This is a genomic window from Mesorhizobium dulcispinae, from assembly GCF_033977345.1.
Classification (GTDB): Bacteria; Pseudomonadota; Alphaproteobacteria; order Rhizobiales; family Rhizobiaceae; genus Mesorhizobium; species Mesorhizobium dulcispinae.
Genome location: NZ_JAVIIY010000011.1, coordinates 21,390 through 34,933, shown reverse-complemented (window position 1 = coordinate 34,933; position 13,544 = coordinate 21,390). Strand labels below are relative to the sequence as shown.

Annotated in this window: 14 protein-coding genes; 4 read left to right on the top strand and 10 right to left on the bottom strand. The window is 64.1% G+C overall.

Going from position 1 to position 13,544, the window contains the following annotated elements; genetic code table 11:
* Positions 1-8: 8 nt before the first annotated feature.
* The 5 genes from RFN30_RS22425 to RFN30_RS22405 all read right to left on the bottom strand — a co-directional run bounded on the left by RFN30_RS22425 (position 9) and on the right by RFN30_RS22405 (position 6,430).
* A complete protein-coding gene (locus tag RFN30_RS22425; RefSeq protein WP_320264274.1) occupies positions 9-2,042 on the bottom strand; it encodes an aldo/keto reductase in 2,034 nt (677 codons plus the stop codon).
* A 57-nt stretch (positions 2,043-2,099) separates the two neighbouring features.
* Positions 2,100-3,185, bottom strand: a complete 1,086-nt coding sequence (locus RFN30_RS22420; RefSeq protein WP_320264273.1) for an ABC transporter ATP-binding protein — start codon at positions 3,183-3,185, stop codon at positions 2,100-2,102.
* A gap of 10 nt (positions 3,186-3,195) precedes the next feature.
* A complete protein-coding gene (locus tag RFN30_RS22415; protein WP_320264272.1) occupies positions 3,196-4,032 on the bottom strand; it encodes a carbohydrate ABC transporter permease in 837 nt (278 codons plus the stop codon).
* Between the two features lie 13 nt (positions 4,033-4,045).
* Positions 4,046-4,906, bottom strand: a complete 861-nt coding sequence (locus RFN30_RS22410; protein WP_320264271.1) for a carbohydrate ABC transporter permease — start codon at positions 4,904-4,906, stop codon at positions 4,046-4,048.
* Between the two features lie 255 nt (positions 4,907-5,161).
* A complete protein-coding gene (locus RFN30_RS22405; RefSeq protein ID WP_320264270.1) occupies positions 5,162-6,430 on the bottom strand; it encodes an ABC transporter substrate-binding protein in 1,269 nt (422 codons plus the stop codon).
* 106 nt (positions 6,431-6,536) lie between these two features.
* On the opposite strand from RFN30_RS22405, the gene RFN30_RS22400 reads away from it, so the two are divergent.
* The gene (locus RFN30_RS22400) at positions 6,537-7,403 is read left to right on the top strand and encodes a helix-turn-helix domain-containing protein (protein WP_320264269.1); all 867 of its coding nucleotides are present in this window, start codon (positions 6,537-6,539) and stop codon (positions 7,401-7,403) included.
* Between the two features lie 8 nt (positions 7,404-7,411).
* On the opposite strand, the gene RFN30_RS22395 is transcribed toward RFN30_RS22400, so the two are convergent.
* The 3 genes from RFN30_RS22395 to RFN30_RS22385 form a co-directional block, all read right to left on the bottom strand.
* Positions 7,412-8,776: a sensor histidine kinase gene (locus tag RFN30_RS22395; protein WP_320264268.1), complete on the bottom strand. Its 1,365-nt coding sequence runs from the start codon at positions 8,774-8,776 to the stop codon at positions 7,412-7,414.
* Positions 8,777-8,780: 4 nt separating this feature from the next.
* Positions 8,781-9,161, bottom strand: a complete 381-nt coding sequence (locus RFN30_RS22390) for a YkvA family protein (RefSeq protein ID WP_320264267.1) — start codon at positions 9,159-9,161, stop codon at positions 8,781-8,783.
* Between the two features lie 68 nt (positions 9,162-9,229).
* Positions 9,230-9,907: a winged helix-turn-helix domain-containing protein gene (locus RFN30_RS22385; RefSeq protein WP_320264266.1), complete on the bottom strand. Its 678-nt coding sequence runs from the start codon at positions 9,905-9,907 to the stop codon at positions 9,230-9,232.
* 218 nt (positions 9,908-10,125) lie between these two features.
* Between RFN30_RS22385 and RFN30_RS22380 the strand changes: the two genes are divergently transcribed.
* Together RFN30_RS22380 and RFN30_RS22375 are read left to right on the top strand one after the other, a co-directional pair.
* A complete protein-coding gene (locus RFN30_RS22380) occupies positions 10,126-10,758 on the top strand; it encodes a methyltransferase family protein (RefSeq protein WP_320264265.1) in 633 nt (210 codons plus the stop codon).
* 119 nt (positions 10,759-10,877) lie between these two features.
* Positions 10,878-11,075 (top strand): hypothetical protein, encoded by a 198-nt coding sequence (locus RFN30_RS22375; protein ID WP_320264264.1) that lies wholly within the window; start codon positions 10,878-10,880, stop codon positions 11,073-11,075.
* A gap of 13 nt (positions 11,076-11,088) precedes the next feature.
* Here RFN30_RS22375 and RFN30_RS22370 read toward each other — a convergent pair whose 3' ends face one another.
* Positions 11,089-11,307 (bottom strand): hypothetical protein, encoded by a 219-nt coding sequence (locus tag RFN30_RS22370; protein ID WP_320264263.1) that lies wholly within the window; start codon positions 11,305-11,307, stop codon positions 11,089-11,091.
* Positions 11,304-12,059 (bottom strand): COG4280 domain-containing protein, encoded by a 756-nt coding sequence (locus tag RFN30_RS22365; protein ID WP_320264262.1) that lies wholly within the window; start codon positions 12,057-12,059, stop codon positions 11,304-11,306. Before RFN30_RS22365 ends, RFN30_RS22370 begins: the two co-directional genes overlap by 4 nt.
* 364 nt (positions 12,060-12,423) lie before the next feature.
* On the opposite strand from RFN30_RS22365, the gene RFN30_RS22360 reads away from it, so the two are divergent.
* The gene (locus RFN30_RS22360) at positions 12,424-13,443 is read left to right on the top strand and encodes an LLM class flavin-dependent oxidoreductase (protein ID WP_320264261.1); all 1,020 of its coding nucleotides are present in this window, start codon (positions 12,424-12,426) and stop codon (positions 13,441-13,443) included.
* Positions 13,444-13,544 lie beyond the last annotated feature (101 nt).

The following is a 13,544-nucleotide window of genomic DNA, read 5'->3' as shown; positions in this document are numbered from 1 at the left end:
ACTGACCCCTACGCCCTTCTCCGCTCCGGCCCCTCATCCAGCCACTTCAGATCCTCCGGCGTCAGCTTGATATCCAGCGCCTTGAGACTGTCCTCCAGCTCGTCCAGCGTGCGCGGGCCGATCAGCGGCACCGACGGGAAGGGCTGCGCCAGCACGTAAGCCAGCGCGACATGGATCGGGCTCTTGCCGAGTTTTCTGGCCAGTTCGATGGCGCGGTCGCGGCGGCCGAAATTCTTTTCCGAATACCAGACGCGCACCAGCTCCTCATTGTCGGTCCGGTCGCGGCCGGCGCGATCGGTGAAGAAGCCGCGGCCCTGGCTCGACCAGGCGAAGTTGGGCATCTGCCGCGCGGTCAGCCAGGCCTTCCAGGCGTCGGTCGAGGAGGTGATGCAGCCGGCCCAGATCGGTTCCAGCATCTCGGCCAGCGAGAAATTGTTGGAAAGCGCGCCCGGCTTCTGCTTGCTGTTCTTTTCGGCGTAGGCGATCGCTTCGTCCATGCGCTCCATCGTCCAGTTGGAGCCACCGAACAGGCCGCGGATGCGACCGGCCTTGACCTCCCGGTCCATGGCATCGACGAATTCGCCGACCGGCACGTCCGGATTGTCGCGATGCATAAAGTAGATGTCGACATGGTCGGTCTGCAGCCGGTCGAGCGACTGAGCGAGCTGCTTGCCGATCACATCGGGGTAGCAGAGCGGCGAATGCGCGCCCTTGGCGATGATGACCGACTGTTCGCGCACGCCGCGATTCTTGAGCCACTGGCCAAGCAGCGTCTCGGTGTAACCGGCGCCATAGACATAGCCGGTGTCGAACAGGTTGCCGCCGGCCTCGAAAAAGGCGTCGAGCAGGATCGATCCCGAGGAGAAGGTGCGGAAATCCTCGAAGCCGAGCGCCAGCCGCGAAACGGGTTTCGGCAAGCCCGGAATGGTCCGTTTGCCGATGTCGGTGCCGTTGGTCTGCAGCGGGCGGCCGGAGATGGTGTTGACCCGCTTAGCCGGCTTTTCGATCTCGTATTCCAGCCCGACGGCGGCGCGCCATTTGTCCAAAACACGCAGATTGTTGAGGCTGTCGGCCCAGCCCATGCCGGGCCAGGCGAGTTCCTGGCGGCCGGCTCGGATCGCCTCGCCGGCGGCATCGACCTCGAAGGAATAGAGGTGACGCGTCTCGTTGAGGCTGATCACCTCGCGCGTGCCGCCGGACCGGATCACGTCGATCCGGCCCGGTCCGACATCGCGGTTGCCACCGGCGAACCAGAAGTCGGGTACCTCGACCTGGCCCTTGGTGCCGAAAATGCGCAGAACATTGTCCTGGTTGAGCGAGATGCTGCAGGAGACCTCGGCGACGATGCCGCCGGGGAAGTGGAGCAGCGCCGAGGCCCATTCGTCGACGCCAGATTGGCCGAGATGGGCCGCGCCCACAACCTTATCGGGTTCGAGAAAAGGCTGTCCCGCCGCGGCGCCTGCGATCAGCCGCGCCATCGACACCGGATAGCCGCCGACATCGAGGATGCCGCCGCCGGCGAGCTCGTTGGCGTAGAGCCGGTGCTCCGGCATAAAGCCCGGCATGGCGAAGCCGAAGCTCGACTTGATCATGCGGACCTCGCCGATGACGCCCGATTTGATCAGCTCGACCAGCTGCAGCGTCTGCGGGTGCAGCCGGTACATGAAGGCTTCGCCCAAGAAGGTGCCGGCCTTGCGCGCGGCGTGCATCATGGCGTCGGCCTCGAAGGCGGTGAGCGCCAGCGGTTTTTCGCACAGAACATGCTTGCCGGCTTCGGCGGCCCTGATCGCCCATTCGGCGTGGCCGGGATGCGGGACCGAAATGTAGACGGCGTCGACTCCATCGTCGGCCAGCAACGCGTCATAGCCGTCGAGGATGCGCGCGCCCGGAAAGGCTTGCGCCAGCCCCGGCTTGCCGGGGTTGCGGGCGCCGAGCGCAACCAGCTCGCCGGTGCGCGACTGGACCACGCCGCCGGCAAAGGATTTTGCGATGCTGCCAGGCCCGAGGATACCCCAGCGAATTTTTCCAGATGCGGATGCCATGTCAAATCTCCATGAGGCCGGCGCCATGCCTGGCATGCCGGCAAAGAAAAATCGGGGTCAGCGAATCCTCGCGCCTGTCTTGTCGAAGAGCAGCGAGCGATCGGCCTTGATCGAGACGGTGAAATGGTCGCTGCTGGCGCGCTGGCGCCTGGCCTCGCGCTCGATGATCAGCTCCTCCGGCCCGGCGTCGGCGTAGACGTAGCTCACCGAGCCCAGATGCTCGGCGACGTCGGCCTTGACCGGTATGTCGCAGTCGCCCTCGCCTGCCTCGAAGAAATGCTCCGGTCTGACCCCGAGTACCACCTCAGCGCCCACGGCCGGCAACGCCTTGCAGAGCGGCTTGCGCAACCTGGCACCGCCATGGTTGACGAGCTCGACGATTGCTGCGCTGTTGGACGTCTCGACGACCTTCGCTGCGATAAAATTCATCTTCGGCGAGCCGATGAAGCCGGCAACGAAACGGTTGGCCGGGTCGTCATAAAGATCGAGCGGGGCGCCGATCTGCTCGACATTGCCACCTTTGAGCACCACGATCCGGTCGGCCAGCGTCATCGCCTCGGTCTGGTCGTGCGTCACATAGATCATGGTGATGCCGAGCTCCTTGTGCAGGCGTGAGATTTCCACCCGCATCTGGACCCTGAGCTCGGCGTCGAGATTCGAGAGCGGCTCGTCGAACAGGAAGACCTGCGGCTCGCGCACGATGGCGCGGCCGATGGCGACGCGCTGGCGCTGGCCGCCGGACAATTGCTTCGGCCGACGCTGCATCAGCTCGTCGATGCAGAGAATCTCGGCGGCGCGTTTCACCCGGCGATCGGTGTCGACCTTGGGGTTGCCGTTCATGCGCAGGCCGAAGCTCAAATTCTGCTCCACCGTCATGTGCGGATAGAGCGCGTAAGACTGGAAGACCATGGCGATGCCGCGGTCGGCCGGCTCGACGTCGTTGACCGTCTTGCCGCCGATGGCGATCTCACCGCCGCTGATGTCCTCCAGCCCGGCGATCATCCTGAGCAAGGTTGACTTGCCGCAGCCGGACGGGCCGACAAAGACGACGAACTCGCCGTCGGCGATGTCGATGTTGGCGCCGTGCACGACCTCGAAGGTGCCGAAGCGCTTGACGACATTGGTGAGGGTGACGGCGGCCATCGCGTCCTTTCTATTTGACCGCGCCGGCGGCGATGCCGGCGATGAAATGGCGCTGCAGGAGCACGAAGACGATGAGCATCGGCACGGTCAGCATCACCGCGCCGGCCATCATGCCGCCCCAGGATACCTTGGTTAGGCCGATCAGCGTGCCGAGCGCCACCGGCGCCGTCATCGCGCCGGGCTGGCTGTTGATCAGCAGCGGCCAGAGATAATTGTTCCACGAGGCGAGGAAGAGGATGATGGCTAATGCCGCCAGCATCGGCCGCGCCAAGGGCAGGGCGACGAAGAGGAAGATGCGCCATTCCTTGACGCCTTCGACCCGCGCGGCATCGAACAGCTCGGCCGGCATCATCGAAAAAGCCTGGCGCATGAAGAGCACGCCGAGCGAATTGAACAGCGGCGGCACGATCAGGGCGATCCAGGTGTTGGCGAGCTGGAAGTCGCGCGCGACCATGATGAATTGCGGGATCAGCACCACCGCATAGGGAAGCGTGATGGTGCCGAGGATGATCGCCACCACCAGCCGCTTGCCGAAGAACTCGTAGCGCGCCAGCGCCCAGCCGGCCATCGAGGTGAGCAGCACCGACAGGAAAGTATAGGTCACCGCCACCGAGACGGAGATGCCGATCGCGCCGATGAAATTGGTGTCCCGCTGCAGATTGTTGACGTTCTCGAGAAAATTGTCGTGCGGCAGAAGCTCGATGCTGGGGCTGAAGATGCCGTAGTCGGGCATGGTGGAGAACACCACCATCATCCACAGCGGGAACAGCCAGACCAGCGCCAGCGGCGTCAGGACAAGATGCAGCAGAATGCTGTGTCCAAGCCGTCTTTGGGAACGCGAGGTCATTTCGGCTCCCCCGTCATTTTGGCTCTCTCGTCAGCCAAAGCTGCACCAGCGTGATGGCGATGGCCAGCCCGGCCATGGTGTAGGCGATGGCCGAGGCGTAGCCGAAATTGAGCGAGCGGAAGCCCTGGCGGTAAAGCAGCAGGCCAAGCGTCTCGGTGCCGCCGCCCGGGCCGCCGCGTTCGGTGATCAGGAACGGCTCGGTGAAGAGCTGCATGGTGCCGATGATCGACAGCACGGCGCAGAAGACGATGACCGGCTTCAACAGCGGCAAGGTGATGTGGAAGAACTGTTTCACCTTGCTGACGCGGTCGAGCGTCGCCGCCTCGTAGACGTCGTCGGGAATGGACTGCAGGCCGGCGAGAATAATGATGGCGTTGTAGCCCGCCCAGCGCCAGGTCACCGCGATCATGATCACCGCCATGGCCGGCGTGACGTTGGAGAACCAGTCGACCTTGGGGATACCGACGCTATTGAGCAGCTTGTTGACGATGCCGAAATCGAGGCTGAACATCAGCCGGAACACCGCCGAATAGGCCACCTCGCCGACCACGACCGGGGCGAAGAAGGCGAAGCGGTAGAGGCCGCGCGCCTTCAGCAGCGGTGAATTCAAAAGCACCGCCATAACGATCGCCAGCGAGATCATCACCGGAACCTGGATGACGAGGATGAGCAGCGTGTTCTTCAGCGCGTTGAAGAAGGCGGGGTCGCCGATCAGGCGGCCCCAGTTGAAGGTCGGCGCGAAGCGCCACGGCACGGTGCGCGTCGCCTGGAAGGAGATCAGGAAGGAGCTGATGATCGGCCAGATCCAGAAGACGGCGAAGATCAGCAGATAGGGCGTGAGGAAGCGATACGCGGTGGCGTTGCGGTGGCGCATCGTCCTTCCTCCTTTCTCGGTTGCGCCTTCTTGGCGGGCGGTGTTGATTATGTTTTGAATGCTGGAGCAGCGCCAATTGTCGAGGTCAGCGCCGCCCTGTCTTGCCTTCTCCCCTTGTGGGAGAAGGTGGCCGCGAAGCGGCCGGATGAGGGGTTCCAGCTTGGCAACGACGGCAATCCGTCCAACACCCCTCATCCGGCTTGGCGCTGCGCGCCAATCCACGTTCTCCCACAAGGGGAGAAGGAAAAGCGACGCTCACTTCACCGGCAGGCCCGTCGCCGAAGCGATCTGGCTGGCGGCGTCGTCGAGCGCGGCCTTGGCGTCTGGATAACCCCCGGCCAGGTATTTGGTCTGCACGGCGCGGACGATGATCTCGGCGTCGCTCTGGAACTGCGTGCCGCGGCTCGGCACGACCTTCGGCAGCGTGGCGAGGATATCCTTCCACACCGCCTGGTCGCCCCAATAGGGCTGGCCCTTCGCGACGTAAGGATCCTCGAGCGCCGAGATCAGCGAGGGCACCAGGCCGAAATCCTTCAGCATGGTGATCTGGCCCTCATTGGTCTCCAGCGTGTATTTCAGATAGGCGTAGGCCGCTTCCTTGTTCTTGCTGGCCGCGGTGATGGCCAAGGAGGAGCCACCGAGATTGGCAGCGCGCGGGCCGTCGGCGGTCAGGCTGGGCATCAGGTAGACGCCCCATTTGCCGCCTTCCTTGGGCGATTCGGTGCGGATCGTGCCTTCATACCAGCCGCCATAGACCTGTGTGGCGACTGTGCCGGCGGTGTTGTTGGTGATCTTGGTCGACCAGTCGGCCGAGGAGACGATGCCGGCGTCCTTCATCTCCTTGACCTTGGTCATGGCGTCGACGCATTTCGGCTGGTTGACCGTGATCGACTGGCCGTCCTCGGCGAAATAGGCGCAGCCCTGCTCGTTGGAGATCATGCGGAAGAATTCGGTATCGCCGTTGAAATCGGCATTCGTCATCGTGACGCCGGGATTGGCCTCCTGGATCTTCTTGCCGGCGGTGATGAAATCGTCCCAGGTCTTGATCGAGGCGGGGTCGACGCCGGCCTTCTCATAGAAGTCGCGGCGGTAGAAGACGGCGACCGGGCCGGAATCCCAGGGCATGGCGTAGGCCTTGTCGCCGACCTCGAGCTCGGTGCGCTTGAAGTCAGGGAATTTCTTCTGGTCCTCCGCCGTGTAGCCCAGCGTGTGCAGGTCGACGAAGCAGTCGGGGAACTGGCTCCAGTAATTCTCGGCCTCGCCGTTCTCGATCGAGACGATGTCGGGCAGGCCGACGCCGCCGGCGGCGCAGCCAGCGATCGACTTGTCATAGGTCGGCTGGTTGCCGAGGTCCTGAACCGTGACCTTGATGTCGGGGTATTTCTTGTTGAAGCCCTCGACGGTCGACTTCAGCGACGAAGCGGCGATGTTCCAGCTCCAGATCGTGAGTTCGCCCGATTGCGCGAGGGCCGGGCCGCAGCCCAGGGCAAGCAAAAGCGTGGCGCAGGTCAGTGTGGTGCGCATTGAAATCCTCCCATTTCGTTTGCTCTCTCACCGTGAGCCTGGCTAGATTATGCGGCGCGGAAGGCTTGTCCCCGACAAAGGGAATAAGAAGTTGGCGGAAAGTAAGATGCCGGAGCGTCCGTTCTACCAGCCAGGCGCGAGCAGCGTCGAAGGCCTGCCGCTGGCTTTGCAGATGTTCCACAACCACCCGCTGGTGATGCTGAAGCCGCACTGGCATGCCCAGGTCGAGGTCAATTTCATCGTGCGCGGCAGCGTGCATTACCGCATGGCCGAGCATGAGATCTCGCTTTCGGCCGGCGAGATGTGCTTGTTCTGGGGCGGCCTGCCGCACCAGATGGACGATCTTACCGACGACGCCATCTATGCCGGCGCGCATCTGCCACTGGTGCATTTCTTCCGGCTGCATCTGCCGGCCGATGTCCGCCACCGGCTGATGACGGGCGCGACGCTGGTGACGGATGCCACCGACCAGTCCGACAACGACAATTTCAAGCGCTGGAACGAGTATGCGCGCTCGGGCGATGCGGCAAAGGCCGAACACGCCGTCAACGAGCTGCTGTTGCGGCTGGAGCGGGTGCGCTTCGAGCCCTACCGGCTGGTGCCGGAAACGGCAATCGGACACGGGGCCGGCAGTCCCTTCGACCAGCAGTCCTCGCGCAATGTCGGGCGCATGTGCGATTTCATCGCCGAGAATTTCCTCTACGACATCGACTGCGTGAACATCGCTTCCGCCGCCGACATCCATCCGAAATACGCCATGAGCCTGTTCAAGAAATCGACGGGCATGACGCTCAACGAATATGTCAATCTCTTGCGGCTAAGCTATGCGCAGGCGCTTTTGATGCATGAGGGCGCCAATGTGCTGAAGGTCGCCATGGATTCGGGCTTCGGCTCGCTCAGCGCCTTCAACAAGTCCTTCCGCAAGCTTGCCGGCATGTCTCCCTCCGATTTCCGCCGGGCGGGCGTCAGGTAGCCCATTGATCAGGTAGGCGATCTCACCGCTGGAAAGCTTACGATTACGGCGAGCCCCGGATTGTTGTCCTCCAGCGTGATCGCCGCGCCATGCAGGTCGGCTACCGCCTTGACGAGGCTGAGCCCCAAGCCGCTGCCCGGCGTCGTGCGGCTGGAATCCAGCCGGTAGAGCCGCTGGAAGACTTTTTCGCGCTCTCCGGCCGGGATGCCGGGGCCATTGTCGTGGACGTGGACCAGGACGCGGTCGCCTCGGCGGGTCACCGAGAGCTCGATCGCGGTGCCCGGTGGGCAATGCCTGAGCGCGTTCTCGACCAGATTGGCGAGCATCTGCATCAGCAGGTCGCGATCGCCGTGGATATACCATTTCGTCTCCGGAACGAGCGCGGTCGACAATGACTTGCCGTCGTCCTCGGCGACATCGGCATAGACCTCGCCGATGGTGTCGACGATGCTGCCGACGTCGAGATCGACGAAGCGCGCCTTGCGCGCGCCGGCCTCGATCTGGGCGATGCGCAGCAAGGCGTCGAAGGTCCCGTTGATCTGCAGGCTTTCGGCGCGCGCGTCGGCCAGCTCGCCGGTGACATCCTCGCCCGAAACGGTCTTGTCGGCGGCCTGCTCGAGGATCATCTGCAGGCGGTTGAGCGGCGTCTTCAGGTCATGCGCGATGTTGGCGCTGACCTCGCGCATGCCGTCGACCAGGCTCGACAGGCGATCGAGGGCGGCGTTCACCTGGGCGGACACGGCGTCGATGTCGTCGCCATTGCCGATCAGCGGGATGCGCGCGTCGAGTCTTCCGTGCGAGACGTCGACCATGGTGGCGGCGATGCCGTCGAGGCGCCGCTGGACACGCGAGGCGAGCAAGGCGCCGCCGGCGATCGCGAGCCCGGTGATGAACAGCGTGCCCCAGCCGAAGCTCATCAGCACGATGGTCTCCAGCTCGTCGGTCTCGGCGAGCGAGAAGGCGACCGTCAAACTGTTGCCGCCGACCTCGCCGGTATAGGCGCGGTACATCGTGTCGGGCGGCACGCCCGGCAATCGGACGGCGAACATCGAGAAACCGTCGGGCAGGTTGGACGCGGTGAAGTTTCCGGCCAGATGGTTGCCATTGGGGTCGGTCAGCGAGAAAAGCTGATCCTTGTCCGGGTTGAGATCGGCATTGTTGTCGACCGCGGCGACAAGATCTTCCCTGTCGGTCAGGGCCACGACCGAATAGGTCTCCTTGACGGATTCATCGAGCCGTCTCGCCAGGTTGGCGCTCATCAGCTGGTAGACGACCGCGCCGGACATGATGAAGGCAAGCACGAATAGAAAGGCAAAGGTCAGCGCCAGCCGGAACGGCGTGCTGCGCAGCAGGCTGACACGTGTTTCTTTCATCGCCCTAGGCGGACTTCGGCCAGAACAGCCACAGCAGCGCCAGCGCCGCCGCTATCCAGACCGCGATCATGAAGATCAGCCCCGCCTTGCTGACCGGCTTGGTGCGGCGCGTGGCCTCGTCGCGGAATTCCTGCATGAGGCCCGCCGGAACCAGCTTGACCGCGAGCAGGATGCCGAGTGGAACAATCACAAGATCATCCAGATAGCCGATGACCGGGATGAAATCCGGAATGAGGTCGATGGGGCTGAGGGCATAGGCCGCAACAGCTCCGGCGGTCGCCTTTGCATACCACGGCACACGCGGGTCGCGGGCGGCAAGCCACAGTGCCACGACGTCGCGTTTGATCCCACGCGCCCATTGCTTTGCAGAGTCCAGCATCGACATATCGCTTATATACGGACAGCCGGTCGCAGGCGCGAGATGCGATCAGGCATGGATCGTCAACCTTGGGGTCAATCTTGGGCGTGCAGGCTGTAGCCGGTGTTGCGCACGGTGTGGATGAGCGCCACGTCGAACGGCCTGTCCACCTTGGCTCTCAGCCGGCTGATGTGGGTCTCGACGACGCTGGTCTTGGGATCGAAGTGAAAATCCCAGACACGCTCCAGGAGCATGGTGCGGGTGATCACGCGGCCCTCGCCGCGCATCAGCACCTCGAGCAGGCTGAATTCCCGGGGCTGCAGGTCGATCGCCTGGCCCTGCCTGGTGACGCGGCGCATGATCAGGTCCATTTCGAGGTCGGCGACGCGCAGGCTGGTCTTCTGCTCCTGCGCCGCCGGCCGGCGGCCGAGCGCGTTGATGCGGGCCAGCAGCTCGGAAAAGGCGAAGGGCTTGACCAGATAATCGTCGCCGCCGGCCTCCAGCCCCTCCACCCGGTCGTCGACGCCGCCGATCGAGGTCAGGAATATGGCCGGCGTCTTGACGCCGGCCGCGCGCACCGCCTTGATCATCGACAAGCCGTCGAGGCCGGGGACCATGCGATCGGCCACGATGACGTCATAGGCATCGCGGGTCGCCGCGGCGAGCGCGTCATTGCCGTTGCGCAGGAGGTCGCAGGCATGTCCGGCCTCGCTCAGCCCCCTGACGACATAGTCGGCGGTCCTTGGGTCATCCTCAACCAGCAGCAGTCGCATCTTGGCCTATCATTGGGTGTCGAGTTCGGCGGCATGGTAGCATCGGCGATGACCCATTCCCACAAGCCGGGCTTACGCACGCCTGTCCGGGCCCTTACAAATTCGTAAGAAAGACCGAAAATGCTGATGAGGCCTCGCAATAGGGCAGGAGAAAGGCTAGTGGGGTAGCGTCCTGCCTGGGCCGGAGTGACGGAAACCGCCGGAGTGACTGAAACCCAATGGCTTACACATCGCTCAAGTCGGCGCCGAAAGCGTTCGACCAGCACAGACGCCTGATCGTCGTCCAGGCCGCCGCGGTGGTGGCCATCGTCCTGCTCTTGTTTTCCAAGCCGTTCCTTAGCGAGGGCTCGAGCGGGCACGAGCTGGTGGAGACTGCCGGCTTCGGCCTTGTGCTCGTCTGCTTCTTCGGCCGGCTGTGGAGCATCCTCTATGTCGGCGGCAAGAAGAACGACGAGTTGATCGTCTCCGGTCCGTTCTCGATGACCCGCAACCCGCTCTATTTCTTCTCGACCGTCGGCGCGGTCGGCATCGGGCTGATGTTCGGATCGGCGCTGGCGGCCGTGATGCTCGGCCTCGCGAGCTTCCTCGTCTTCCGCTTCACCGCAGGCCGGGAGGCCGAGTTCCTGTTCGGCAAGTTCGGCGCCGCCTACACCGCCTATGCCGAGCGGACGCCGCGTTTCTGGCCGAACCCGATGCTCTACCGCGACCAGGACCAATTGGTCTTTTCCACCAGCGCGCTGAAAAGCACATTCCGGGACGGGCTCTATTTCCTGGCCCTGTTTCCGCTCATCGAGACGGTCGAGCATTTTCATGTGATCGGCATGCTACCGACCTTGTTCACAATCTACTGATCGCGATTGGGCATTTCGCTGCCCGATCCACAAAGCCCGGCCGATTAGCCCAAAAGAAGTCAGGGGCAACGCCTTGAGTCCGTTCTGGCGGAGCATATACAGCCGTATAACTTTGGCTGATGGCTGGCGCGATGGACGTTCGCATATCGAAACACAATACGCTTGGACGGCTGTCGGTGTTTGAGCTCGACGCCTTGCGGGAAGCTTTCAAGCGATCGATTCGCGAGAACAACGTCACCGAAATCCAGTGGGCGGAGCACGCCGAGCTTTTCGTCAAAAGCGCGATCGGCAAAGAAAGTCGCACCATCCAGACTTAACCAGCCTGACTGGTTACATCCGGCCCTTGCCGCGCGCGCCGCGCCGCGTGCTTTCCAGTAGGATCGCCAGGCAGCCGACCAGGATCAGGACGCCGCCGGCGAGCGGCGGCAGCGCCAGAAGCTTCACGGCGCCGCCGACCAAGCCAATCAGGAGCAGCACCAGCAGCGCAAGGCTGCCGTCGTCGACGAACATGCCGACAAGCTCCTTCAGCACGAGGCGAATGATTTTCATCGGGCAATTTCCCCGACAGGCCTGACATAGGTGCTGCGCAGCCAGCGCACCATGGCAAAGGATGCGGTGGCGATGACGGCGAAGATGGCAAGCAGCGCAAAATCCTCGCCCGGCCATTCGGCGCCGAGGCCCTCGCCGGTCCAGAACACGCCGAAGCTGGTCAGCATCAGGCCGACGACGAATTTGAGCGCGTTTTCCGGCACGCGCGCCAGCGGCCGGTGCACCGCGAGGCCGATCAGCATCACCAGCACGAAGGCAGCCAACGCGCCGAAGCCGGCTTCAAGCGTCTGGCCGTGGGCGGCGCCGACGGCGATGACGATGAACACCACCTCGACCCCTTCGAGCAGCACCGCCTTGAAGGCCGCCACGCCGGCCAGATAGTCGGCGCGGCGGTCGCCGGCCTGGCGGCTCAGCGCGTCGGTTTGCCTGGAGAAGGCTGCCTCTTCGTCGCGGAGCGCGATGACGCCGGCGCTGCGCAGGATCGCCTTGCGCAGCCAGCGCATGCCAAACAGGATGAGAAGCACGCCGACCGCGAACTGCAGCAGCGTGATGGGGACGAGCGCCAGCAGCGGCCCGAAAGCCAGCACCAGCGCCGCCAGCACGGCGAGCGCCGATGCGGCGCCGGTCAGCGCCGGGCGCCAGCCGCGCGTCACGCCGACGGCAAGCACGATGGTGAAGGCCTCGACCACCTCGACGAAGGACGCCAGGAAGGAAGCCGTCACGGTGGAGAGAACGGGCGTCAGTTCATGCATGGAACGGGTACCGGCTCCGTGTTTCGCGGCCCTTTCCAGAATGCGGGTCGGTCCAGCCTTGTTCAACAGGCGATGAAGCACAAAGTATGGCGGATGGATAGATCGGCCGCGACGGCTGGACATTCTACCGCACGGCCAGGGTGGCACCGAGCATCTCGACGACCATCTCACGTCAACAGTGTCTGGATCCTGATCGATTGACGGTCTGTATCCGTTAGAGTTCCGTTGAACCGCCGTACGGCCTTGACTATTTGCCTTGCGCAATTCCGAAGCGGGAGCCGTTAAGCGCTTTTGCTGGTATTGCGTTGGAGCAACACGAGAATACGAGCGGCTCAGAGGGCCGCGCTGAAGCGGAATGGAGCGTATGAAGAAGATCGGGTTTCTGTCCTTCGGGCATTGGTCGCCCTCGCCGCAATCGGGCACGCGCTCGGGCGCCGACGCGCTCTTGCAGTCGATCGACCTTGCGGTCGCGGCCGAGGAGCTCGGCGCCGACGGCGCCTATTTCCGCGTCCACCATTTCGCCCGCCAGCTCGGCTCGCCGTTTCCGCTGCTTGCCGCGGCCGGCGCCAAGACCAAGCGCATCGAGCTCGGCACCGCCGTCATCGACATGCGCTACGAGAACCCGCTCTACATGGCCGAGGATGCGGGCGCGGCCGACCTCATCGCCGGCGGCCGGCTGCAACTCGGCATCAGCCGCGGCTCGCCCGAGCAGGTGATCGATGGCTGGCGCTATTTCGGCTATGTGCCGGAGGAGGGTAAGACCGACGCCGACATGGCCCGCCGCCACGCCGAGATTTTTCTCGACCTGTTGCGCGGCGAAGGGTTCGCGCAGCCCAATCCGCGGCCGATGTTTCCCAATCCGCCCGGCCTGCTCAGGCTCGAACCGTTCTCGCAGGGCCTGCGCGAGCGCATCTGGTGGGGTGCGGCAACCAACGCCACCGCCGTATGGGCGGCCAAGCTCGGCATGAACCTGCAGAGCTCGACGCTGAAGTTCGACGAGGGCGGCCAGCCGCTGCATATCCAGCAGGCCGAGCAAATAAGAGCCTTCCGCGCCGCCTGGAAGGAAGCCGGCCATGCCAGGGAGCCGCGCGTCTCGGTGAGCCGCAGCATCTTCGCTCTGGTCAACGACATGGACCGCGCCTATTTCGGCGGCAGCGAGGGCGAGGATCATTTCGGTTATATCGAACCGGAAAAGCGTGCCGTGTTCGGCCGCACCTACGCCGCCGAGCCCGACGTGCTCATAGAACAGCTCAAGGAGGACCAGGCGATCGCCGAGGCCGACACGCTGCTGCTCACCGTGCCCAACCAGCTCGGCGTCGACTATAACGCCCATGTCATCGAGTCGATCCTGAAGCACGTCGCGCCGGCGCTCGGGTGGCGGTGAGTTGGTTCCGTGCGCCAACCTCTCGGCGATGGTGATTGGCGAGAGCGGCGAAGCGCCTAATCTCCCCCCTTGCGGGGGAGATGCCGGCAGGCCAGAGGGGG